21 protein-coding genes and 1 pseudogene are annotated in these 22,120 nt (G+C 42.4%); 17 read left to right on the top strand and 5 right to left on the bottom strand.

Annotation, left to right across the window (positions count from 1 at the left end):
* The first annotated feature begins 139 nt into the window (after window positions 1-139).
* From JFC07_RS10190 to JFC07_RS10175, 4 genes are all read left to right on the top strand, one after another.
* The gene (locus JFC07_RS10190; RefSeq protein ID WP_198328982.1) at window positions 140-940 is read left to right on the top strand and encodes a glycosyltransferase; all 801 of its coding nucleotides are present in this window, start codon (window positions 140-142) and stop codon (window positions 938-940) included.
* Between the two features lie 29 nt (window positions 941-969).
* Window positions 970-1,818, top strand: coding sequence for a WaaZ-like lipopolysaccharide core biosynthesis protein (locus tag JFC07_RS10185; RefSeq protein ID WP_198328981.1), 849 nt, complete (start codon window positions 970-972; stop codon window positions 1,816-1,818).
* A gap of 258 nt (window positions 1,819-2,076) precedes the next feature.
* A complete protein-coding gene (locus JFC07_RS10180; RefSeq protein ID WP_191692475.1) occupies window positions 2,077-2,775 on the top strand; it encodes a hypothetical protein in 699 nt (232 codons plus the stop codon).
* Window positions 2,776-2,916: 141 nt separating this feature from the next.
* The gene (locus tag JFC07_RS10175) at window positions 2,917-4,011 is read left to right on the top strand and encodes a glycosyltransferase family 8 protein (protein WP_191692474.1); all 1,095 of its coding nucleotides are present in this window, start codon (window positions 2,917-2,919) and stop codon (window positions 4,009-4,011) included.
* Between the two features lie 132 nt (window positions 4,012-4,143).
* Here JFC07_RS10175 and JFC07_RS10170 read toward each other — a convergent pair.
* A pseudogene (locus JFC07_RS10170) lies at window positions 4,144-4,332 on the bottom strand (IS982 family transposase); the annotation flags it as partial.
* A gap of 330 nt (window positions 4,333-4,662) precedes the next feature.
* On the opposite strand from JFC07_RS10170, the gene JFC07_RS10165 reads away from it, so the two are divergent.
* From JFC07_RS10165 to JFC07_RS10150, 4 genes are all read left to right on the top strand, one after another.
* Window positions 4,663-6,270 (top strand): glycosyltransferase family 39 protein, encoded by a 1,608-nt coding sequence (locus JFC07_RS10165; protein WP_198328980.1) that lies wholly within the window; start codon window positions 4,663-4,665, stop codon window positions 6,268-6,270.
* 74 nt (window positions 6,271-6,344) lie between these two features.
* A complete protein-coding gene (locus tag JFC07_RS10160; protein ID WP_068408731.1) occupies window positions 6,345-7,448 on the top strand; it encodes a glycosyltransferase family 2 protein in 1,104 nt (367 codons plus the stop codon).
* Entirely contained in the window at window positions 7,441-7,890 is a 450-nt protein-coding gene (locus tag JFC07_RS10155) for a GtrA family protein (RefSeq protein ID WP_068408729.1), read from the top strand. Before JFC07_RS10160 ends, JFC07_RS10155 begins: the two co-directional genes overlap by 8 nt.
* Window positions 7,887-8,768 (top strand): ChbG/HpnK family deacetylase, encoded by an 882-nt coding sequence (locus JFC07_RS10150; RefSeq protein ID WP_068408727.1) that lies wholly within the window; start codon window positions 7,887-7,889, stop codon window positions 8,766-8,768. Before JFC07_RS10155 ends, JFC07_RS10150 begins: the two co-directional genes overlap by 4 nt.
* Before the next feature lie 129 nt (window positions 8,769-8,897).
* On the opposite strand, the gene JFC07_RS10145 is transcribed toward JFC07_RS10150, so the two are convergent.
* Both JFC07_RS10145 and glnE read right to left on the bottom strand, forming a co-directional pair.
* On the bottom strand, window positions 8,898-9,827 hold the full coding sequence (locus JFC07_RS10145; RefSeq protein WP_068408726.1) for a branched-chain amino acid transaminase: 930 nt from the start codon (window positions 9,825-9,827) through the stop codon (window positions 8,898-8,900).
* A gap of 305 nt (window positions 9,828-10,132) precedes the next feature.
* On the bottom strand, window positions 10,133-12,982 hold the full coding sequence (gene glnE, locus JFC07_RS10140; protein WP_082894412.1) for a bifunctional [glutamate--ammonia ligase]-adenylyl-L-tyrosine phosphorylase/[glutamate--ammonia-ligase] adenylyltransferase: 2,850 nt from the start codon (window positions 12,980-12,982) through the stop codon (window positions 10,133-10,135).
* Window positions 12,983-13,308: 326 nt separating this feature from the next.
* On the opposite strand from glnE, the gene tusD reads away from it, so the two are divergent.
* The 4 genes from tusD (at window position 13,309) to JFC07_RS10120 (ending at window position 14,980) form a co-directional block, all read left to right on the top strand.
* A complete protein-coding gene (tusD, locus tag JFC07_RS10135; protein ID WP_068408721.1) occupies window positions 13,309-13,767 on the top strand; it encodes a sulfurtransferase complex subunit TusD in 459 nt (152 codons plus the stop codon).
* Window positions 13,768-13,863: 96 nt separating this feature from the next.
* Complete coding sequence (locus JFC07_RS10130; protein ID WP_068408719.1) at window positions 13,864-14,187, top strand: hypothetical protein; 324 nt, start codon at window positions 13,864-13,866, stop codon at window positions 14,185-14,187.
* Window positions 14,188-14,273: 86 nt separating this feature from the next.
* The gene (locus JFC07_RS10125) at window positions 14,274-14,627 is read left to right on the top strand and encodes a hypothetical protein (RefSeq protein WP_068408717.1); all 354 of its coding nucleotides are present in this window, start codon (window positions 14,274-14,276) and stop codon (window positions 14,625-14,627) included.
* Window positions 14,624-14,980, top strand: a complete 357-nt coding sequence (locus JFC07_RS10120; RefSeq protein ID WP_144296922.1) for a TusE/DsrC/DsvC family sulfur relay protein — start codon at window positions 14,624-14,626, stop codon at window positions 14,978-14,980. Before JFC07_RS10125 ends, JFC07_RS10120 begins: the two co-directional genes overlap by 4 nt.
* Window positions 14,981-15,092: 112 nt before the next feature.
* Here the strand turns inward: JFC07_RS10120 and JFC07_RS10115 are convergent, their stop codons facing one another.
* Window positions 15,093-15,665, bottom strand: a complete 573-nt coding sequence (locus JFC07_RS10115; protein ID WP_144296921.1) for a tRNA (cytidine(34)-2'-O)-methyltransferase — start codon at window positions 15,663-15,665, stop codon at window positions 15,093-15,095.
* Window positions 15,666-15,919: 254 nt separating this feature from the next.
* Here JFC07_RS10115 and JFC07_RS10110 point away from each other — a divergent pair, with 254 nt between their 5' ends.
* Entirely contained in the window at window positions 15,920-16,060 is a 141-nt protein-coding gene (locus tag JFC07_RS10110) for an entericidin A/B family lipoprotein (protein ID WP_144296920.1), read from the top strand.
* A 64-nt stretch (window positions 16,061-16,124) separates the two neighbouring features.
* Here JFC07_RS10110 and hemW read toward each other — a convergent pair whose 3' ends face one another.
* The gene (hemW, locus tag JFC07_RS10105) at window positions 16,125-17,447 is read right to left on the bottom strand and encodes a radical SAM family heme chaperone HemW (protein ID WP_198328979.1); all 1,323 of its coding nucleotides are present in this window, start codon (window positions 17,445-17,447) and stop codon (window positions 16,125-16,127) included.
* A gap of 284 nt (window positions 17,448-17,731) precedes the next feature.
* Here hemW and JFC07_RS10100 point away from each other — a divergent pair, with 284 nt between their 5' ends.
* The 4 genes from JFC07_RS10100 (at window position 17,732) to accC (ending at window position 22,100) form a co-directional block, all read left to right on the top strand.
* The gene (locus JFC07_RS10100; RefSeq protein WP_198328978.1) at window positions 17,732-18,226 is read left to right on the top strand and encodes an EVE domain-containing protein; all 495 of its coding nucleotides are present in this window, start codon (window positions 17,732-17,734) and stop codon (window positions 18,224-18,226) included.
* Window positions 18,227-18,541: 315 nt separating this feature from the next.
* Window positions 18,542-19,909 carry an MATE family efflux transporter gene (locus JFC07_RS10095; protein WP_198328977.1) on the top strand — a complete coding sequence of 456 codons (1,368 nt, stop codon included), beginning with the start codon at window positions 18,542-18,544 and terminating at the stop codon, window positions 19,907-19,909.
* Window positions 19,910-20,163: 254 nt separating this feature from the next.
* On the top strand, window positions 20,164-20,592 hold the full coding sequence (accB, locus tag JFC07_RS10090) for an acetyl-CoA carboxylase biotin carboxyl carrier protein (protein WP_144296917.1): 429 nt from the start codon (window positions 20,164-20,166) through the stop codon (window positions 20,590-20,592).
* A 158-nt stretch (window positions 20,593-20,750) separates the two neighbouring features.
* Window positions 20,751-22,100, top strand: a complete 1,350-nt coding sequence (gene accC, locus JFC07_RS10085; protein WP_198328976.1) for an acetyl-CoA carboxylase biotin carboxylase subunit — start codon at window positions 20,751-20,753, stop codon at window positions 22,098-22,100.
* Window positions 22,101-22,120: the final 20 nt, after the last annotated feature.

Raw genomic sequence — 22,120 nt, 5'->3', positions numbered from 1 at the left:
ACATTCGTACAATCAGTTAAGCATCTAGAAATATCGTCAATGATAGCTATGCTAATATGAGCAAGCGGTTATTTATTAGGATATTTTTTGGCTGACTAATGACTGAACAAATTTTCATTGACTTTAATATGAGTACATTATGGCGACTGACGTAACCAGCCTTTCATCGACCGAGCAACTACAAACCGATCCTAGCACTGCCGAGCAGCGTTATATTATTTGTATGAAATGGGGCGATAAATATGGTCCTGAATACGTCAACCGTCTTTATAATATGGTTAGTCGGCATTTGACCTTAGATTTTCAAATGGTTTGCCTAACCGATGATAGTACTGGCATTGACCCTGCAGTTGCTTGTTACCCCATTCCAGAAATGGATTTACCAGCTGGTCCTGAACGTGGCTGGAAAAAACTGACCACTTTTAAGCCTAAATTATATGATCTAAAAGGTGTTGCCTTATTTTTAGACATCGATATTGTTATCGTCGATAACATTGATGCTTTTTTCACTTATGAAGCTGAGTATGAAGACAGCGTTGTCATTATTCGTGACTGGAAAAAGCCATGGCGTATGATTGGCAATAGCTCGGTTTATCGCTTTAATATAGGTATGGGTTCCTATCCTGATTTGCTCGCAAACTTTGAGCGCAACTTTGAAACCATTCGCACACAGGTTCGTCATGAGCAGGCTTATCTTTCTAACTATCTGCGTGAGCATCACCATTTAGAGTACTGGGATAAAAACTGGTGTGTCAGTTTTAAATATCAGTGTATGGCGCCTACTCCTTTGAATTTTGTACGTGCACCGACGTTACCTGAAGGCGCAAAAATTGTTATCTTTCATGGTGAGATTAATCCACCAGACGCCATCAAAGGTGGCGGCGGCAAATGGTATCGTCATGTGAAGCCTAGCCCTTGGTTGCAAGAGTATTGGGTGTAACTAAGTCATAGAAACATCTGGAACCCAACATGGAATTACCTCCTAGCGCCACTTTTAATATTGACAATCAGAGTGTTGGTATTTCTGCTTTTGATGCAAGAGAAGCCGAGCAAAACCTTCACCAGCAAGCAGTCAATATCATTGCTTCTGGTCCATCTATTACAGATTTATCATTTGCGGACTTAGTAGATACGGCGACTATTTTTGTGAATGGCAGTATTAGCCTAATGGCTCAATACAATTTTACCAATGTCGTCGGTTATGTCATTAGTGATGCGCGCTTCGTCAAACATCAACCAGATATTTTAAACAAGTACTACACAGGCCAGCCTTTGTATGCAACTCTAGCAGTGTTTGAGGCATTAGCAATCTCACACCCCAGCATGATAAGCAAATACCATAATGCAATGCGTATTATCTATCCTGCCGATCGAGCTTGGAGCGTAAAGACAAATCAGTCTTGGTTTGGTAGGCTGCTATCAAAACCACTATCACATAATAAAAAGATACCGCTAGCATTATTGGCCAATCAACCTAACTTTGTTATAGATACGCAGCATCAGCCTGCGCCTATCGGCCTATCTTTAGATATGACTTATGGGTTTATAGAAGCAGGAACAGTAGCTTACGTCGCCGCCCAGTTGGCTTATTCACGTCATGCTGGCACGATTCACTTATATGGGATTGATTTATTGAATAATAACCAACCTCGATTTTATGAGAGTAAAGGCGATAGCGCGCCTTGTAAATTAGATAAGGCAATTACTGATCGGATTGTGCCGTCTTTTAACCTGCTAGGTAAGATTTATAAAGAAAATAACGTACCTGTTATAAATCATTCACCAGTCTCTCAGGGTCTATTTAGTGCACTAGATTAATTGCTATTTTTTAAATGAATTAGTGGATAGAAAATTTTGGTCAGGTACACGCTTCAATCAATATATAAACATTTACGAATAGGGTTTGTATTAAATGACAGCACCGAGTGGATGGCGAAGAAAAGCGATTTTACTGTTTAGAAAAATCTAAATTAAGAATTGTTAATAATACTACTGGATATATTTGAAATACTTATCTAATATATCGCCAGAAAACTCCACCATTCACGTTATATTCTTAAATTTATAGAGCTTTCCATGACTTCAGCTTCAACTCCATTATTCTTCGAAAAAATCAATGCGCCGGATAGCTTTATTGTATGTTGTTTTTATACCGATAGTTACCGCAGTCATGCTTTAAATCTAAAGCAATCACTCGATGAATTTAACCTCAATTACTACTTTAAAGAAGTGGAAGATGCGGGTTACTGGGAAGCAAATACTCGTATCAAACCCCACTTCATTTTAGAATGTCTAAAAAAATTCCCTAATAAAAATATTTTATATTTAGATGCCGATGCACTGGTCAAAAAACCTTTAGGTTATTTTAATACTATCACTGCTGATGTCGCTTTTTATGAGACTAAAGGACTGCCGGGCATGTCGCACGACTATCTGGCTAGTACTATGTTTTTTAGCAATACTGCCAATACTATGGTTTTAGTAGAACAATGGATAACCGAACAAGTAGACGGCAAACAAACACAAGTAGATCAAGACAGTTTGGATGTCGCTATGGAGAAGCTTGGCGACACCTTAACCGTAGAAGCGCTCAATCCCGGTTATATAAAAATATTCGATAAAGACTATGATGGTGATATTTATATTGAGCAATATCAGGCCAGCCGAGGTCATACTAAACTTAAACGGCAAAAGATACGGCGAAGAAACAAAGTGTTAATACTTTTATTTTTATCAATTATTTTAATATTAGCAATATTTTTTATCGTGTATTAACTTCTGGTTTATTTTGTTATCAAACCTTTAATTTAATAAAATTTTTCTTTTCGTTACAATCATTATTATTTAAAGAGAGCTAACATAACTGGCAGTTATTTAAATCTATAAGTAAGACAACAATTAACGGTTTTCAATTTTATGAACGTATCTGCAACGATTTCTAACCAAATTGGCGAAGCCAAACATACTAATACCGTAGCTTTCTGTGTTGATGATAACTATCTACCGTATGCTTTATTCGCTACTGAACAGTTTATAAACCTACATCCTGATTTGCCATGTGATATCTGCATATGTATGCCAGATATTAGTAGAGTACCTGAAAGCCTGAAGAAAAAACAAATTCGCTTCATTGAGCTAGCAATCAGCGGTATAGACTCTCTTCCTGTAGGTAGACTCAGTCTCGCCGCTTATTATCGTCTATTTTTGCCACAGATTTTTGAAGATACTTATAAGTATATTATATATTTAGATGCAGATACGTACATTAGAAAGCCTTTTTACTCTGATTTATTGAAGCATGTAGAAAACTTTAAATCTAGTTTTTGCGTAGCGGCAGCCTCTGACATTATGGAGTTAAAATTCCGCTCTTCATTTAACGGAAAACAAACGAGAGTAGATAAAGTAGTCGACAAATATGTCAAATCTTATCATGAATCTAATCATATCTATCGGAATTCAGGGGTGTTAGTTTTTAGCACAAAGAACTATGTGAAAGCTGAAGTGCTATCTAGAGTCTTCAACTATGCAATTAACAATGCTGGTAGCTTACAATGCCACGATCAAACTGCACTTAATAGAGTCTTGCTTAACGAAATTGAACTACTACCATTTGACTTTAATTGGCAAATAAATAAACTTACCTATAAATTTACAGACACAATAGACCCCTATATTATTCATTTTATTAGCAATAATAAACCTTGGCTCACAGACAATAAATATACTTCTAAATATCAGGTGTTCTATAAAGATTTCCTGCTCTCTAACTTTCCTGAAATTACGCCAGAGATACTAACGCTATTCGACCAAAGGCGTAAAAAACCAAAATATGATAATCCTATCAGAGAGTTTATCTCAAGAGAATGGCAACGTTTTAAAAGCAATTTATCAGAGAGTTTTATGCAGATATCAGGCTTTGAAAAAGCAAAAGACAAGTATAATATTATAAATATATTAAGTGACGAACCGTTTTTAGTTTGTAATAATTCTCTATCAAGTAAAAAGCATTAACTTTATATAATAGTAGTGCTAAATCACTGACGTATTAACTAAACAAGATAGCTATCTAACCCCAGTTCGGGATAAGCCACATTGTAACTCATTGATACTATTTACAATGTGGCTTATCCCGAACTGGGGTTAGTAAAAAGACTTAAACTGTCGATACCGCAGTTGATGAAACAGTACCAAGATGGTCATCATCTCTGATACACTTATCTTGCATGCTCTTAACCTTTGGTGTCCCGTTGCGATTAAGTGAGCCTCAAACTCAGGTTTGAATTGCTGATAAAAGTCGTCAATATGGCAGTATAGTTCGGTTAGGTTGTCCATGTAAGAAGTCCTTTTTGCTTAAGTGGTCTTGGTAAACTTACTTTAGCAACTTTGGACTTCTTTTTTTATCTTTTTTTGAGCCCTTATCCTGAACTGGGGTTATCTAGTTAATACGTCATTATGTCAAGTTATTTAAAATAAGGTAGATTTATAGCTTGATTCAATTAATCGTATAGTCGTACTTTTTTAATATTAACAAATTCTAAACTCATACTACGACAGATAAAAATCGTGCTCGACTATGCCTATCTATCAATTGTCTCTATAATACGGAAAAACTTATAGACCAGACTTACTTTAAGTTGGTTGTATTATTATAAGGCTCGTATTATGACACCCGCTGAACAATCGTCCTCTTATGCTCAGCCTATAAATAATGGCATGGATATTCTCTCTAAACAACAGCCTGAAAAACCTAAATCTTGGCGCGGGTTTGGGTTGTTTTTAATGGCTTACTTTTTGGTTTGGTCTATCACTCCAAGCTTTCTAGCCAGCAGTGTACCCTTCGATGTTAGCGAGGGTATAAATTGGGGCAGCGAATGGCAATGGGGCTATTATAAACATCCCCCATTATCGTCATGGATATTATACAGCTTTTATCAATTGTTTGGTCATGTTGGCCCTTATTTACTCAGCCAATTATCTGTCTTACTGACCTTAGTCCTAATTTATCAGTTAGGTAAGAAGATTTGGTCACCAACCACCGCTCTAATCGGTAGCGCGTTAACTTTAGCGGTTCTGTACTACACTTACCCTAGCCTTGAGTTTAATCACAACGTCGCTCAGTTTCCCATTTGGGCAGGGTTGTACTTAGCGTTTTATCAATCTTTGACTCAAAACCGTCTCAGAGATTGGATATTACTGGGTGTGATTGGTGGACTTGGCATGCTAACCAAGTACACCGTGATATTCTTACTGATACCAATGGCATTCTATTTAATGCTGCCAAAACAGTGGCCATTATTAAAACAACCGAAACCGTGGATAGCGGCTTTTATTATGTTGGCTATCTTCGCACCGCATTTATATTGGTTAGCAACGCACGATTGGTTGCCGCTTAGTTATGCCAGTGGACGCTCGCAAGAGGTTGCTGCGGGGGCATATAACATCAAGCGGCATTTTAGCTGGATAGGATTTATCATTGCTCAGCTTGTCGCCCATATTCCGCTACTAATTATGCTTGCTGTTAATCGCAAGCGTTTATTAAAGACTGATGACTACAAGCACAGCTTACCGCAGGACGCAGGACTGCTTTGGTATATGTGGTTATCACCAATCGCGGTATTGGTTGTTTTAAGCTTGGTGTTTGGGGTGGGCTTGCGTGATATGTGGGGCATGCCAATGTGGGCACTGTCAGGGTTGCTCGCTGCCTCCTTGATAGCACCTGCCACTCAATTATTAACCGCCATCAAGCTACGAAAAGCTCTGACTATTTGGTTGTCCCTTGTTACCGTACTAATGGTAGTATATGTGGGCTTCGGCGACAAGATTCGTCATAAGCCTTCTCGTATGCAGTGGCCGGAGCAGGCATTGACAGTTCAAGCACAGACTACTTGGCAATCATTGAGTAGCTGTACACTTGATAGCGTTTCAGGTGATCGCTGGCTTGGCGCATTAGTGGCGATGAATAGCGGCTTTCCCTCACAAATGATATCCGGTCCTGCCAGTCACTCGCCCTGGATGAACACCCAGCGCCTACAAGAAAATGGCACGTTAGTCATGTGGCAAGAGGGCGAAGAAGATATCGTCCTGCCGTTGCTTGATGATGTTGATGCTATTGCCACTACTGAAGTAGAGAATAGCCATAACAACGCTAATGCCTTAATTAAGCAGCAAGGTCAATGGCAGATTGATTGGCGTGACGGTAAGATAGAAAAACCGTTATTGATAAACTGGGTGGCTTATGTCCCAAGTCGCTGCTTTAAGCATTCTAAATAAAACTTTGCCTATCAGCATTTGCTTATCAGCGGCTGGTAAATAGCCATTTATATGAATAAAATAATTGAGTGTTTATGCTAGAACAGTTGTCACAATCTCGCCCTTATTTGTCAATTATTATGCCTGCGTATAATGATGCTGAAGCCTTACAAGCCTTTTTGCCAGAGGTCTTCGCCTTTACGCAGACACTACGCGCGCCAGTAGATATAGCATCGGCCAAGCAAAATCTAGAGAGCTCAACAGCAAGAATAGCAAACTGTGAGATTATTATTGTTGATGATGGTAGCCGCGATAACTTAGTCGAGGTAGTCACACAGTTAATGCCTACTCGTCCAGCAAATACAGAATTAGAGCTCATACGTTTATCGCGTAATTTTGGTAAAGAGCCTGCGCTCAGTGCTGGTCTAGCAGCTGCGCAAGGCGAGATGGTTGCTATGATTGACGCCGATGGACAGCATCCCTTAGCAGTATTAGCACAAATGCTAACGATGATTGAGCAATCGGATATTGATATGGTCGCGGGTATTCAAGCCAATCGCCCGCATGAAAGCCGACTTGCAAAAACTTTAAAAGGCAGTTTTTATCATTTTATCCAAGACAGTCAGCGCTACGAGATTCGTCCTAATGCCGGTGATTTTCGGGTGATGAATCTCAAGGTGCTAAATGCTTTACGCTCATTACCAGAGCGCCAACGCTTTATGAAAGGCTTGTATGCTTGGGTTGGCTTTAATACGGTCTATTTGCCCTTTACCGCTGCCAATCGCGATACTGGTGAAAGTAAATTTAACTATGGCAGCTTGTTTGAATTGGCACTTGTAGGTATTACCTCCTTTTCTCAGCGACCACTGCGGCTGATTTCCCGCATAGGTTTTGCAGTCTCTGCATTGGCTTTTTTATACGGCTTATATATCGTGATAGATACCTTAATATTTGGTAGCGATGTCGCAGGCTGGGCAACGGTTGCCGCAGGAATTATGTTCTCTACTGGTATACAACTGGTTTGTATTGGCGTGATTGGCGAATATGTCGGTAGACTCTATGAAGAGGTTAAGCAGCGACCACTGTATTTAATCGATGAAGTCATCAATAGCAAGTCTGCGCATACTACTCATCAATACGCTGATAATTACCTACAGGCGACGGCCAAAAGTGCAATGGACAAACCAGCTGATGAATAACACAGCAGAAACGCAATCGAATGCTATGCAAGCCCTTTGGTTTTTAGCCGTTGGTGCCAGTGCGGCTTTGGTGCATTTTTTAGTATTGGTCAGTATTGTTAATTTCACGACTGCCACGCCAGCATGGGCAAACGTAGGCGCTTTTTTACTTGCTTTTATGGTCAGCTTTTTCGGGCATTTTTATCTTACCTTTAAACAATCAGAGTATTCAGATAAGAGCATTCAGCACAACAATAATCATATTCATAAAAAAAAGCATCTTCCTGCTTTAGGAAAATGGTTTAGTAGTTCTGCTGCAGGATTTATTGCCAATCAAGGCTTATTTGTTTTAGGGTTACGTTGGTTTGGCGAGCAGTATTATATAGTGATATGGCTACTGGTCACGGGCGTTATTACCGTTATGACCTTTGCCTTGGGCAAGTTTTGGGCGTTTAAATCATGAGCCATCCTCATTATAAAGAGCAAGCTGCTGCGCTATCTAACCATGCCCGCCCTGTGATTATTAACGTTGATGATTTAGGATTGTCGACTGCCGTTAACGATGCCGTCATTCATCTTGCTGAACTTGGACGTATTGGTGCCAGCAGCTATATGGTTGGCGGTACAATTACGGATAGCGATATCAATCGTCTGAACCAACTCAATGTCGATATTGGCTTGCATTTAGATTTGACGGGTATATTTGCTTCCGCCCTGCGTGGTTCATTAAAATCAATCATTATCGCTAGCTACTTGCGTCGTTTTAATCCCATGCAAGTAACCGATATTATTAAACAACAATTAGATGGATTTGAAGAACGCTTTAATCGTGCGCCTGTATTTATTGACGGACATCAACATATTCATCAGTTTCCTGTTATTCGTGAGGGTTTGATTAAAGAGCTCACTAACCGCTATAGTGATAAGATAGCAAAAGGCATGCTGAGCGCACGCGTTACTACACCGCTTATCAATGACGTAAAGTCTTGGATCATTTATATACTAGGTGGTTATGCTTGGCGAAAATCTTGTCAGCATCATCGAATTATAACCAATGATAAATTTGGTGGGGTTTATGGTTTTGATGCTGATCGTCAGCAATTAGCAATGTTATGGAAAAAGTGGCTGCAAGCTGCACCCTGTCATACAGCTAACGTATCACCTACACTGATTATGTGTCATCCTGCTGTTCCTGAAAGTAGAAGTAATAGCTGGCAGGATGACATCAAAGGGGCTCGTGAGATTGAGTATAAGTGGTTAATCAGTGACGAGTTTGCAGAGTTATTAGCTCAGTATGAAGTAAAATTGATGCGCTGGTCAGATATAACATCACCCTCTTGAACCTTTAATAATTATCAAAGTCATAATAAAAGTGACGCAATGATAAAGAGAAAAAAGCTAAGACTGTTTCAGTCTTAGCTTTTTTATTTCATACAATATGGTTTTAAAAATAAAATGCAGCTTTAAAAATTAATCAATAAAGCTTAACCAATCCATATATTGCTCATTACGGCCATGGACTACATCAAAGTACAAGGTTTGCAACTTCTCAGTCAATGGACCACGACCACCATTACCGATGACGCGGTCATCGTATTCACGAATAGGCGTCACTTCAGCCGCGGTACCTGTCATAAAGATTTCATCGGCTAAGTAAAACTCGTCACGAGTGATACGGCGCTCAACGACTTTGATACCCAAATCATCAGCGAATTGAATGATAGTACGGCGAGTGATACCGTCAAGGGCGCCGCCGCCCAAATCTGGGGTATGCAGTACACCATCTTTGACTAAGAACAAGTTCTCGCCCGCGCCTTGGCAGACATAACCTTGTGGGTCCATCAAGATAGCTTCATCATAGCCATTACGCGTGACTTCTTGGTTAGCCATTATAGACACAGGATAGTTGCTTGAGGCTTTAGCTTTACACATGGTCACGTTGGTCATGTGATGGGTAAATGACGAGGTTTTTACACGGATACCGTTTTTGATACCGTCTTCACCAAGATATGCGCCCCAATGCCAAGCAGCGACCATCGCATTGATACTATTGTCACGCGATGATAGACCCAATTTCTCGGCGCCAACCCAAATAAGTGGGCGAATATAGGCTTCTGCCAAGTTGTTTTGCTTAACCACATCTTTTTGCGCTTGCTCAAGTGCGGCTGCATCAAACGGTACATTCATTTGAAATATTTTGGCAGAACCCAGTAGACGATCGGTATGGTCTTTTAAGCGAAAAATCGCAGTGCGATTGTCAGCCGTTTGGTAAGCACGTACCCCTTCAAACACCGCCATACCATAATGCAGGCTATGCGTAAGCACATGAACCTTGGCATCTGGCTGTTCAATCATCGTGCCATTCATCCAAAGCTTACCTTCTTGTGTTGCCATATTCATTTAATAGTCCTTATGCTAGCGCTGACGTCTAACTTTTCTTGTTGAGTGTTAATGGTTAAATAAGTGTTTTAAGTAAAATTGCCTGCTGACACTGAGTGCCTATTTTTAGATGCAATTTCAGATGCAATTTTTCTATCTGCAAATTTAAGGTGCCAGTGATTATAGCACCGGCACGAGAAGCAAATACAATATTTTAGTTTATCACTGCATGGCTTTTATTCATATACCATTCGTTACAATGGCTATCAAAGCCCTACGCTTATTGCAATGAACTTATAACGCCGCATTATTGTTTTATGGCAGGATTATTCAGCAGATTCTACGCCCATCAAATGCTGCCACTGCGCTTGTACCAGTGCTCGCGTTTCTGTCCATAATGACTCATCCACCAGTAACGATTGCTCAGATAGTGCCAATTGATGGGTCGCGGCGCGGATACGTAAATACGCATCGGTCAAATCTTGGCAAACTTCTACTTCCCAAATACCAAGCGCGGCAACTTCTTCAAAAATACGTACGTTATCACTCCATTTGGTCAAGCTTGGATGTTCATGCGAATAAGCCAATACCGCAAACTGCGCGAGAAACTCAATGTCTACAATACCGCCCGCATCTTGTTTAAGATGGAACTTGCCCGCTTGCTGCTGGTGCTGACTGGTGCCCAAATGCTTTTGCATTTTAATACGCATACTGGTTACTTCGATACGGACTTGCTCAATGGTACGCGGTAGCGCCAAAACGGTACGACGAATGTCACAAAAACGGGCGGTCACGCGCTTATCACCGCAGATAGCTCGCGCCCGTACCAATGCTTGATGCTCCCAAGACCAAGCCTTCTCAAGCTGATAGGTTTCAAACGCATGACAAGAAACCACCATCATGCCCGCATTGCCCGAGGGACGCAGGCGCATATCGACTTCATAAGCACGGCCATCACGAGTTTGGGTATTCAGATAAGTCATCAGCTTTTGCGCCAAACGGGCGGCAAACTTCATACCACTGACCGATTTTTCACCCGTGGTCATGCCCTGCTCTTTTATTTTATGCAAAAACACCAAGTCTAAATCGGATGAATAGGATAACTCAAGCCCGCCAAGCTTGCCATAACCAATAATCGCAAAGCCGCAATCCGCTTCGGTGACCGGATCGCCATCTTGACCAATTGGGTAACCATAACGTTTGACGATTTCCGCAAAGGCACGCTCCAGCGCCGCCTCTAACACCACAGCAGCAATGTAGGTCAGTGAGTCTGACACTTTCATGATAGGGCGCTCTGCCAGCACGTCACTGGCAGCCACTGCGAGCACTTGGTTCTTTTTAAACAATCGCAGTACGCTCAGCAATTCTTCTTCATCGTTAGGCTCTACGCGCAACAACTGTTGGCGCAAAATATCACGCAGCTCAAGCTTGTCTGGCAGATGTCGATAGCGCTGCTGCAAAAACGTGTCTAAAAGTACCGGATACTGCGCCAACTCTTTTGCAATCCAAGGGCTAGCCGACAACATCGGAATCAGCTCAACGGTGGCATTGGGGTTTTCTGCTATCATCACCAAATAAATAGAACGGCGGCAAATGGCTTCTAGCAAATTTATTAAACGCGGCAAAGCGATATTAGCAAGTTGCTGCTGCTCTTCATGGACAAGGAGCGCGTGGACAATCACAGGATACGCATCATCCAAACGCTCACGCGCTTCATCGCTCAAATTGGCGACCATTTTTGACTGCCAAAAACCTTGTAAACGCTCGCGATTTTCTTCAGTTAATACCTCATTTAAGCGCGCAATCTGCTCGTTTAGATGTTCAGGCTCAAACTCATCATCGTCTTGATCCGGTATCTGCCGTTCAGTAACCATACGCTCAAACGGCACATTGACATGATAGCGGTGATCATTCAGCGTCGCTAATAACCCAGCCCAATCATCAAAGCCAAGGGTCATTGCCAAATTATGCTGCCACTCTGGGTCATGCGGTAAGCGCTGCGTTTGCTGATCGTTAATCGCTTGAATACCGTGTTCAAGGCGCCGTAAAAAACGATAAGCTGCCTGCAGTTCTTGATAAGTAGTTTCTTCTAAATACCCAAGTTGACACAGTGCCTGCATCGCTGCCAAACAAGACTTAACCTGTAACTGCGGATGCCGACCACCATAAATCAGTTGAAAGGCTTGAACGATAAACTCAATGTCTCTGATACCACCCGCGCCAAGCTTGATATTGTCTAAGTCTTCGCGCTGAGCGACTTGATTTTGAATCAGAGACTTCATCTCTCTGAGGGCTGAAAAAGCACTATAATCAACGTAATAACGAAATACAAAAGGCTTAATCAGCGCTTGTATGTCATCGTAAAACGGCTGCTCGATGTGTCCAACCACGCGGGCTTTGAGCCAAGCAAAACGCTCCCACGCCCGCCCATGCTGGGCAAAGTACTTCTGCAATGCGGATAAATGAATCGCCAAATCACTGCCATCGCCCCACGGACGCAAACGCATATCAACCCTAAACACAAAACCATCAGCGGTATTATTATCGAGCAGTCTAATAATACCTTGTCCAAGCCGGGTCATAAAACGCTTGTTATCAATACTGCGCGTGCCTTTTGCTTTGTCACCGTCTGTTTCACCGCGCGCCTGATGCACAAAAATAAGGTCGATATCACTGGATAAATTGAGCTCATGCGCGCCAAGCTTACCCATTGCCATAATCGCCATATCATCGACTTGCACATTCCCCTTCGCATTAATAAAGGTCGGCTGCCCATATTGCGCAATCAGCTGCTGATAGGTATAGTCTTTGGCAAATAAAATGCAGCCATCGGCAAATTCAGACAGCTCATCGGTCAATTGCTCAAGCTCAATCATGGCCAAGGCATCTTGCCAAATCCAGCGCATCATTAGCAGCATACGCAAATGCCGCAAACCACTCATTACCTTGTCTTCATTGGCGAGCTGATAATTCTCATCCAAGGTATAATCTTGAATCAAATCATCAATTTGCTGGCGCGTTAACGTGCTCTGTAATGGATAACTGCGCAAAAACGTCTGGCAAGCGCCCGTTCGACTTTTCCAAACCTGATAAGCAAACTCGCTGGCAGTCTGTAGCACTTGTAGCTGCTCTGGGCTAGGCTGAAAGCCTGTACTACTAGGCATGGTAGATAGCATAACGACGACAACTCCTTGCAGCATAAAGCTATAAAAACCACATCAATCGCAAAAATTATTTTTACAATATTAACGCGGCTATAAACAATCTTATTTTAGGATTTTTATAGTAGCATAAATCCTCAGCCATGCTACTGACAGCACTTTACTGACTAAGAACTGACGAACATAAGAAAGTTTTGCGAATAATGCTACAATAGCCAATACTTAAAAGGACTTAAAACCTAAACCTAGAAATCTTGAGTTTTAAACACTTTGGGTCTTAAAAATCTTGAGACGCTGTGCTTTTTTCTTTATTCTCATTCATCATAAGTGACACCGCGATTATGACGACCACAACCCCGCTATTATTAATTACTGCTGATCCCAGCCATCCGCTGGCATATCTTGCGCTACGCTATGCGCGTACCTATCTAGCAAACACTGATACAAATAATAATGACACGAACAATAATGATGAGACCGATAACAGCGATAATAATGAAAACGTACCTGCGCCATTGAATATTTTTTTCTATGCCGATGCCGCCAATACCGCCAATCGCTTGCGCTGGCAGTCAGCAGACCAGATGAATATCACTCAAGAGTGGCAAAAGCTTGCTGAGCAATATCAGTTGACGCTGCCTGTTTGTGTCAGTACGGCGCTTAGCCGCGGTATTTCAGATAGCGAAAATAGCACTCGCCATCAGTTAGATAGCGAAAATCTGGCAGCTAGTTTTAAGCTGGTAGGACTGAGTGAGCTTGCGATGATGATGCAAGGTAACTGTCGTTTACTCCAGTTTTAAACAGCGTTTTACATGACAACTCGCTGTCAAAACAGCCAACTTAATAATAACCAGATGAATAATAGTGGTTGGCGATAATCAGATTAGGAATACATCATGAAATTACTCATTCGCTTGCATACGCCTACCGAGATGGTAAGTTATGAAGGCTGCGCGCTGGCTTTAACCTTAGCGACTTTTGGTCATGAGGTGCAGCTGTATTTGGATGCGCCGGTCTTTGGTTTTTTAATGCAGCCTGAATCACGTTTGCATGGCATGATTCAGTCGCTTGAGTTATATGATATGCCAGCCGCTTGGTTACCGGACGATGTGTTTAGCGGTTGGATTGCGGGCATGTTACCGGCAGATTTGGCGACGCAGCTGACCTTGATACCAGAGGTGGTAAATTCGCAAGAATTTGACCAGATCTTAGTCTTTTAGTAGCAACTTTTTGGGCTAGGACGAATTTACATTGTTAATATTTATTTTAATATGACAACAAATATAGTAAGTAAGCGGACACGATTATGGCAACTTTATATCAATTACATAGCAGTATGGATACGCTCAGACGCAGCACAGAACAAATGACATCGACATGGCGTGCGGGTGATAGCATTATATTATTGGGCACAACGGTCGCTTTTATTGACTGGTTTAATGCTTATTTGGAAGACCTTGAGTACATTGAAACAAAAGATGTAGCGGCTATTTATGCTCTCGCTGAGGACGTAGCGCAGCTGAATGATAATACGGCGGCAAAGCTCAATTTATCCGCCAAATTAACGGCTGTTTTGAGCGATGATGAATGGGTCGCCTTAACTCAAAATACTTATGCGAATGGCGCTACCTTTGATAAAGTGGTAACAATTGCTCTATGATGAATTCTAAAGATGATATTACACCTGCTGAGAAGATGACTGCAGTGGACTTAGACCAAGACGGGCATTTATGCGACCATACAGTTTGGACGCCTACGATTGCGCAGCAGCTCGCGAATACTCTAGATGTAACTTTAAATGCTGAACATTTAGCCATCTTACAGCAGGTACGCGCATTTTTTACCAAATTCAATCACGCGCCAGCGACCCGCCCGCTGATTAAATGGCTACAGCAAACCTTGCCTGAGCATGACATCAGCAATCAAAAGCTCCAGCAGTTATTTAGTACGGGTTTGGTTGCCCGTCATGTCAATCGGCTTGCTGGCTTGCCAAAACCGCCAAATTGTTTATAAAGCACGTGGTTTATAAAAAAAGCAGCAAAAAAGCGGTTAAAGAAAATTAAACGACTGATTTTCTTTAACCGCTTTTTTACCCAATTACCCTGCTAGCTTCTCTATCTCTACTCTATTTTGGGTCATAAACGGTCAAGGTGTCATAACCGATACTGCGACCTTCATCGCCGTCAAATCCTTGCTGTCGCCAAACTTCATACAAGCATATTGCCACGCTATTAGAAAGATTTAAACTGCGCGAATCCGCAAGCATTGGTAAGCGTAGCCAGTTATCAGCGCCGATATCGGTACGGATATCCTCTGGCAGCCCTGCCGTTTCAGAACCAAAAACCAGCGCCACATGATTTGAAGATGGACTATTAGACGCACTGCTATCTAAATGCTGAGTCGTTTGTCCGCTAAAATCATAGTCATAAAACGGTTTACTCAGCTTGGTCGTCAGTGCGGTGATAATCTCGCAACCAGCCGCTTGTAGCGCTTGCTTGGTCATTGCCCAATCGTCATGTACTTGCAGATGAGCGTATTCATGATAATCGAGACCTGCACGGCGTAGCTTCTTATCGTCGAGCTCAAACCCTAACGGCCTGACCAAATGTAGCTGCGCCCCACTATTGGCACATAAGCGGATAATATTGCCAGTATTGCTAGGCATCTTTGGCGCTACCAACACGATATGAATGGTCATACAAACTCCATAAATGATTTAAGCATTTTGTCTAAACGTATATAACAGACGTAATCAAAAGTTACAGTTTACTGCCAATAATTACATTTTGATACTGGGCACTGATTTTAACTTTGATTATCATGACCCTAATGGATAACGAGATAATTTAAAAACATTGTCCTTGTATCCTGTAACCCCTCAGTGAAACTTAAGCAAAACGCTATAGTTTACTGTTATTACTTATAAACCCTGTCTTTTTTGAGGAAAAAATTATGAAAAAATTAGTTATCGCTTCTTTGACTGCTATGTTTGTACTAACTGGTTGCAACACGTTTAAAGGTCTAGGCCAAGACGTATCAAGTGCTGGTGGCGCTGTAACTGGTACTGCACAAGAAGTACAAAACAAAATCTAAGCCTTTTTAGGCTTATATTAAAGAAGCTTATCATTTGGTAAGCTTCTTTTTTTGTCTGCACACTTTATAAAAATGCTCTTAATATCTGGTTAAGATATCTTCTACCCAATGCTGTTGGCTGTAGGTGCTCATTATCATCTATCAATAGCCCTTGTTTAATAAGTTGATTTACTTCTAGAGCAATATTGTCATAGCTCAGCCCTGTTCGAGCTTCAAACAAAGACCATGTCACGCCTTCATGCAAGCGTAGAGCATTGAGCATAAACTCACTGACCAGCTCATCACTCGCGATTGCCTGCCAACCGACCATTTTTGGCGCGCCCTCTTTTTTTATATTATTCATCGTGTCGATATCAAAAGTCATATAGTCTTTTGGCATACGAGATTTGCTAAAGCGATAAATACCCGTCTCTGTTGATACCTTTTTTAATACCTCATCAGACAATTTATCAGCCGTTAATGTTTGATTTCCATATCTATCATCAATGGTGACTTTACCGTGCGCACCAGCACCAATCGCTAAATAATCACCAAATTGCCAATAATTGACGTTGTGACGGCAAGGTTTATCGGACGCACCTGCCCAGGCCGACACTTCATAGTTGTCATAGCCCAAACGCTCAAGCAATGTCTGCCCTGCTTGCTCAATATCTGCCAAATTATCTTCATCGGGTAAAATCGGCTGACTGCGATAAAACACCGTATTTGGCTCAATCGTTAGCTGATACCAAGAAATATGTGTAGCACCTGCCTCATGCGCCATTTGAATATCGTTCAGGGCTTCACTCATCGTTTGCTGCGGTAGCCCATGCATCAAATCGACGTTGACACGTTCAAATCCAGCGCGACGAGCGGCTTTAATAGCTGATAATGCTTGGGCGGGATTGTGAATACGCCCCAGCGTGGTGAGCTGGCCAGCAGCAAAGCTTTGTACGCCAATCGACAAACGATTGATGCCTACATCTAAATACTGTGCAAATGGTGCATGCTCAAGGGTGCCTGGATTGGCCTCCATCGTCACTTCAATGTCACCTGCAAACTGAAAAATCTCACGCAAACCGTTAAATAAACGTTGATACTGGGCAATGGGCAGTAGCGACGGTGTACCGCCACCGATAAATATTGAGCTGATTTCTCGCCCTTGGGTTAACGCTTGCTGTGACGCTGCATCAAGTAATAGCGTATCGACGTATTCATCATACATAGATAGCTGACTGTCCATCGGCAGCTCATGCGAATTAAAATCACAATAAGGGCACTTTTTCACACACCAAGGAATATGGATATAAAGTGCTAACGGAATATCTTTTACCGCAAAAACACCATGCTGGTTACGATGAGGCAAATCAAGATCGTTGGGAGTATGAGAGGATTTGATATTTGACATAAGCGGACTTATCTATAAAGGAGTAGCTGCGGTCGTCAGCAGAAAGTAGCGCTAGGATAACGGCTGGGCGCGCTAAAGAAAAGCCTAATCAGCATAAATTGGCCATAAAAGTATTGGGAACAATCGGCGTTTATAGCAATGGCCGATAGTGGTAATGCTAGATAAGCTAGATGACTACAAAGAATGAAAATAAATATGGAATAAAAATAGATGGTGGGCAGCTTTTAAAGCCATCACTATGAAACCATTATGGTTACATTAATAATTTTACAAGGATAAAGACCATGGCATATTGGCTTATCAAATCTAATCCCCGCTGTTTTAACATAGGAGACTTACAAGGTGCAGGCACGGAGATGTGGGATGGGGTACGTAATTATCGCGCCCGCAACTTTATGCGTGATGATATGAAAGTTGATGACAAAGCATTTTTTTATCACTCTAGCGCCAAACCTTCTGGCGTCGCTGGTATCGTGACTATCAGTAAAGCTGGTTATCCCGACCCCACCCAGTTTCACCCCGAACATCGCCATTATGATCCTAAAGCAACTGAAGATGAGCCGCGCTGGTACATGGTAGATGTGACTTTTGAGCAGGCTTTTACGGATATACTGCCATTAGCGCAGCTTAAATTTTTGCCGGCGCTTGAGGATTCTTTATTGCTAAGAAAAGGCTGTGAGCAGCTGACCATTTTGCCGCTTGAACCCAAGCATTGGAACACGATTATGGATATGGCAGAAGAGCTGAATCTGTTGCCAAATTCGCCTAGCGCCATTTAACCATAACGTAGGACTGGTAAATCATTAAAATTTGAAAAATACCAATCCTAATGCGAATTTAACAAAACTTTCTTATCTTGACCTCTCAATTCTACTTATGGATTGACGGGTCATCTTTCATTTTGGTCTTAACTGTTTAATTTTTTACTCTGTCGGCATGTTGTTATTAATAATCATTAAAAATGGACTTGCTCATATTATTTATCGGAGTATTATCGTCGCACCAATCCTATTTCACTGTTTCGCTATTAACTTGTTGATGGCAGCATTTGCTCATCCACAATAATTACTGCAAAGAATAAAAAGTTGCTCATTATGGTTTTCCCATTATCCTTTAGAGATTTTAAAAGTTACAGCTTACGCTTAGGCGTACTCGCCCTCCCTATCTTAATTACCCAGTTTTGCCAAGCTGCGCTCGGTGTCGTCGATGCCATTATGGCCGGTAAAGTCTCCGCCCTTGATTTGGCGGCCGTGGCTGTCGGCTCCGGTATTTGGCTGCCGCTGTTTTTATTGGCAACGGGTATTTTGATTGCCACCACGCCGCTTATCGGCGAAGCCATCGGCCAAAACAATCATAGCCAAGTGCCGCATATTACCCAGCAATCGTTATGGACGGCCGGCGTCATTGGTATTCTCGGCTTTATCATTGTCAATCTAGCGCCCAATATACTTGGGGTGATGGGCGTACCTGAAAACATCCAACCCATCGCTGCGCAATATTTACATGGGGTATCGTTCGGTTTTCCGGCAATCGCGGTCTATGCCGTGCTGCGCAGTTACTGTGAGGCGCTCGGCCGACCAGAGCCGGTGACGGTTATTAGTATCATCGGGCTACTTGCCGATATTCCGCTTAACTATATTTTTATCCACGGTTTATTTGGTATGCCCGAAATGGGCGGCGCTGGTTGCGGGGTAGCAACGGCCATCGTACTTTGGATTAATGTCTTGCTGTTAGCGACATATACGAGCTTTACCAAACGTCAGCAATTTGCCAGTACGCGCTTCTTTTATGCTTTTGCCCGTCCTAACCGCACGCAAATTAAAAAATTACTAAAACTTGGTATTCCGATTGGTATCTCTATCTTTTTTGAAGCCAGTTTATTTAGTTTAGGGGCACTAGTTATCAGTCCGCTCGGTGAGATTGCGACCGCCTCGCATCAAGTGGCGCTATCAGTGACGTCGCAGCTGTTTATGATACCCATCTCGGTGGCGATGGCGCTGACCATTATGATATCCAACCGCTTTGGTGAAAAAAATCTGATGGCGCTGCGTCAAGTATTAGCCACAGGGCTTGTATGGACGGTTATCATTGCGCTGGTTTCTATGCTTGGCGTTTGGTTGTTTAGACCGCAATTGGCGGCGGCATTCACCGATAATCCTGTGGTACGCGCGCAAGCCATGCACTTACTCATTTTCGCCCTCGCTTATCAATTATTTGATGGCTGGCAAGTCAATGTCGCTGGTATATTACGCGGTATGCAAGATACCAATGTGCCGATGTGGGTGACGCTATTTTGTTATTGGTTGGTTGCTTTACCGCTTGGCGTTTATCTGGTGCGCTTCACCGACGTTGGCGCGCAGGGTTTTTGGATGGCGCTCATCACAGGCTTATTCTTATCGTCTATATTATTAAGTTTGCGTCTGCGCTATCAGCAAAAACGCTTGACAACATTATGGGCTTGATGCGCTCATACGCTTGGTTCGAACGTAGCGTCTAGTAACCATGACTGGCGCTACCTTATGACATCGACTATGATAAATCATTGAATATTTCTTACGCTTAAGCACGCTTACGTCATAATATGTAAAAAAACTCAGTTAACAACTGTACATCGATTGCTCATTGGCGTGAATATAGGTATCATTAGCAATTACCAATACAATATTTAGTTACACTATTTTTTTTCTAGAAATTAGTACAAGGCAAAATTAAAATTATGGATATTGAAAAAATACGCACCCTGATCGCACTCATGGAAGAAAGTGAACTGGTTAATTTAGAAATCAGCTCAGATGACGAACACATCAGTTTGACTCGTCACTATGATGCGCCAGCACCGACGATGATGGCTGCGCCTGCCGCAGGTGCTGCACCTGTCGCTGCCGCCGCAAAAGCCGCTGTCAAAGCTGGCAGCGTTGAAACCTCGCCAATGGTGGGTGTTTATTATTCAGCCCCAAGTCCTAATGACCCGCCATTTGTAAAGGTCGGTCAAAAAGTACAAGCAGGCGATACGCTTGGTATCATTGAAGCCATGAAAATCATGAATCCTCTTGAAGCGACTCAAAGCGGCGTCATTGATGAAATCTTAGTGGATAATTCTGAAGTGGTACAGTTTGGTCAGCCAGTCATACGCTATAAAGCGTAACGCTATCTACCAACCTTTACTTTGTAATGATTGAGACCTCGTTATTATTCATCGACATCAGCGCTCGATTTGTCTAAATTTGATGTAGCGCAGTTTGCTGTTACGATGTCCAAAATAGCGAGGCTATCAATGACTGCCGCTTTGACAAGGATGACCCCATGATAAAAAAACTGCTCATCGCCAATAGAGGTGAGATTGCCCTACGTATCGTTCGAGCTTGCAAGGCGCTTGGCATAGAGACCGTTGGTGTTTATTCAACGGCGGATGCCAATTTAATGCATCTGCGCTTTGTTGATGAAGCCATCTGTATTGGCAAACCCAACGCCAACCAAAGCTATCTCGATATTAGCACCATTTTGACCGCCGCTGAAATCACGGGTGCTGATGCTATTCACCCCGGTTATGGTTTTTTGGCAGAAAATGCTGAGTTTGCTGAACGTGTTGAAGAAGCTGGTTTGACCTTTGTCGGTCCCAATGCTGACCACATTCGCTTAATGGGCAATAAAGTATCAGCCATTAATGCCATGAAAAAAGCGGGCGTACCAACAGTCCCCGGTTCAGTGGGTGCCGTCACTTTGCATAACGCTGAAGAGCAAGCGCGCAATATCGGCTTTCCCCTCTTGATTAAAGCTGCTTCTGGTGGCGGTGGCCGCGGTATGCGCGTTGTTGAGCGTTTTGATGAGCTTATTGGCCAAGTACAAGCTGCCAAACAAGAGGCTGAGCTGTGGTTTGGTGATGATACCGTTTATATGGAGCGTTATCTCCAAAATCCGCGTCATGTAGAAGTGCAAGTACTGGGCGATGGTAATGGCAATGCCATTCATCTGTATGACCGCGATTGTTCATTACAACGTCGTCACCAAAAAGTCTTAGAAGAAGCACCTGCCCCAGATATCCCTGACGATGTGCGTCAGCCTATTTTAAATGCTTGCGTCAAAGCTTGTGAGCTGGTCAAATATCGCGGCGCGGGTACGTTTGAGTTTTTATTTGAAAATAATGAATACTTTTTTATTGAGATGAATACTCGCGTGCAGGTTGAGCATCCAGTGACTGAGATGATTACCGGCATCGATGTCGTCGTTGAACAGCTTAAAATCGCCGCCGGCTACGGTTTATCTTATCGTCAAAGCGAGATTGAAATTCAAGGCCACGCCATAGAATGCCGTATCAATGCCGAAGATCCAGCGACCTTTATGCCTTGTCCAGGTACGGTCAATCAGTTGTTTGCCCCAAGTGGCGCGGGCGTGCGTTTTGACTCGCACCTCTACCCAGGTTATGAGATTCCAAGCTATTATGATTCCTTGATTGGCAAGCTGATCTGTCACGGTCAAACACGTCAGCAAGCGATATCTAAAACCCTGCATGCGCTTGACGAATTGGTGATTGAAGGTATCAAAACCAATATATCCTTGCATCGTGATGTGATTTTAGCGGATGATAAATTTGTTAATGAAGCGCAAAACATTCATTATCTAGGGCGTGTCCTCAATTCATCTTGCAATGAATGATAGTACACGCCAGATAAAGC

This window comes from Psychrobacter faecalis, assembly GCF_016107575.1.
Taxonomy (GTDB): Bacteria; Pseudomonadota; Gammaproteobacteria; order Pseudomonadales; family Moraxellaceae; genus Psychrobacter; species Psychrobacter faecalis.
Note: the sequence above shows the minus strand (reverse complement) of the source record. Positions and strands in the feature narration are given on the sequence as shown.

What these genes read in the sequence shown, in the direction of transcription:
- JFC07_RS10190 (WP_198328982.1), top strand. Translation starts at nt 140, where the DNA reads ATGGCGACTGACGTAACCAGCCTTTCATCGACCGAGCAACTACAAACC.
- JFC07_RS10185 (WP_198328981.1), top strand. Translation starts at nt 970, where the DNA reads ATGGAATTACCTCCTAGCGCCACTTTTAATATTGACAATCAGAGTGTT.
- JFC07_RS10180 (WP_191692475.1), top strand. Translation starts at nt 2,077, where the DNA reads ATGACTTCAGCTTCAACTCCATTATTCTTCGAAAAAATCAATGCGCCG.
- JFC07_RS10175 (WP_191692474.1), top strand. Translation starts at nt 2,917, where the DNA reads ATGAACGTATCTGCAACGATTTCTAACCAAATTGGCGAAGCCAAACAT.
- JFC07_RS10165 (WP_198328980.1), top strand. Translation starts at nt 4,663, where the DNA reads ATGACACCCGCTGAACAATCGTCCTCTTATGCTCAGCCTATAAATAAT.
- JFC07_RS10160 (WP_068408731.1), top strand. Translation starts at nt 6,345, where the DNA reads ATGCTAGAACAGTTGTCACAATCTCGCCCTTATTTGTCAATTATTATG.
- JFC07_RS10155 (WP_068408729.1), top strand. Translation starts at nt 7,441, where the DNA reads ATGAATAACACAGCAGAAACGCAATCGAATGCTATGCAAGCCCTTTGG.
- JFC07_RS10150 (WP_068408727.1), top strand. Translation starts at nt 7,887, where the DNA reads ATGAGCCATCCTCATTATAAAGAGCAAGCTGCTGCGCTATCTAACCAT.
- JFC07_RS10145 (WP_068408726.1), bottom strand. Translation starts at nt 9,827, where the DNA reads ATGAATATGGCAACACAAGAAGGTAAGCTTTGGATGAATGGCACGATG.
- glnE (WP_082894412.1), bottom strand. Translation starts at nt 12,982, where the DNA reads ATGCTATCTACCATGCCTAGTAGTACAGGCTTTCAGCCTAGCCCAGAG.
- tusD (WP_068408721.1), top strand. Translation starts at nt 13,309, where the DNA reads ATGACGACCACAACCCCGCTATTATTAATTACTGCTGATCCCAGCCAT.
- JFC07_RS10130 (WP_068408719.1), top strand. Translation starts at nt 13,864, where the DNA reads ATGAAATTACTCATTCGCTTGCATACGCCTACCGAGATGGTAAGTTAT.
- JFC07_RS10125 (WP_068408717.1), top strand. Translation starts at nt 14,274, where the DNA reads ATGGCAACTTTATATCAATTACATAGCAGTATGGATACGCTCAGACGC.
- JFC07_RS10120 (WP_144296922.1), top strand. Translation starts at nt 14,624, where the DNA reads ATGATGAATTCTAAAGATGATATTACACCTGCTGAGAAGATGACTGCA.
- JFC07_RS10115 (WP_144296921.1), bottom strand. Translation starts at nt 15,665, where the DNA reads ATGACCATTCATATCGTGTTGGTAGCGCCAAAGATGCCTAGCAATACT.
- JFC07_RS10110 (WP_144296920.1), top strand. Translation starts at nt 15,920, where the DNA reads ATGAAAAAATTAGTTATCGCTTCTTTGACTGCTATGTTTGTACTAACT.
- hemW (WP_198328979.1), bottom strand. Translation starts at nt 17,447, where the DNA reads ATGTCAAATATCAAATCCTCTCATACTCCCAACGATCTTGATTTGCCT.
- JFC07_RS10100 (WP_198328978.1), top strand. Translation starts at nt 17,732, where the DNA reads ATGGCATATTGGCTTATCAAATCTAATCCCCGCTGTTTTAACATAGGA.
- JFC07_RS10095 (WP_198328977.1), top strand. Translation starts at nt 18,542, where the DNA reads ATGGTTTTCCCATTATCCTTTAGAGATTTTAAAAGTTACAGCTTACGC.
- accB (WP_144296917.1), top strand. Translation starts at nt 20,164, where the DNA reads ATGGATATTGAAAAAATACGCACCCTGATCGCACTCATGGAAGAAAGT.
- accC (WP_198328976.1), top strand. Translation starts at nt 20,751, where the DNA reads ATGATAAAAAAACTGCTCATCGCCAATAGAGGTGAGATTGCCCTACGT.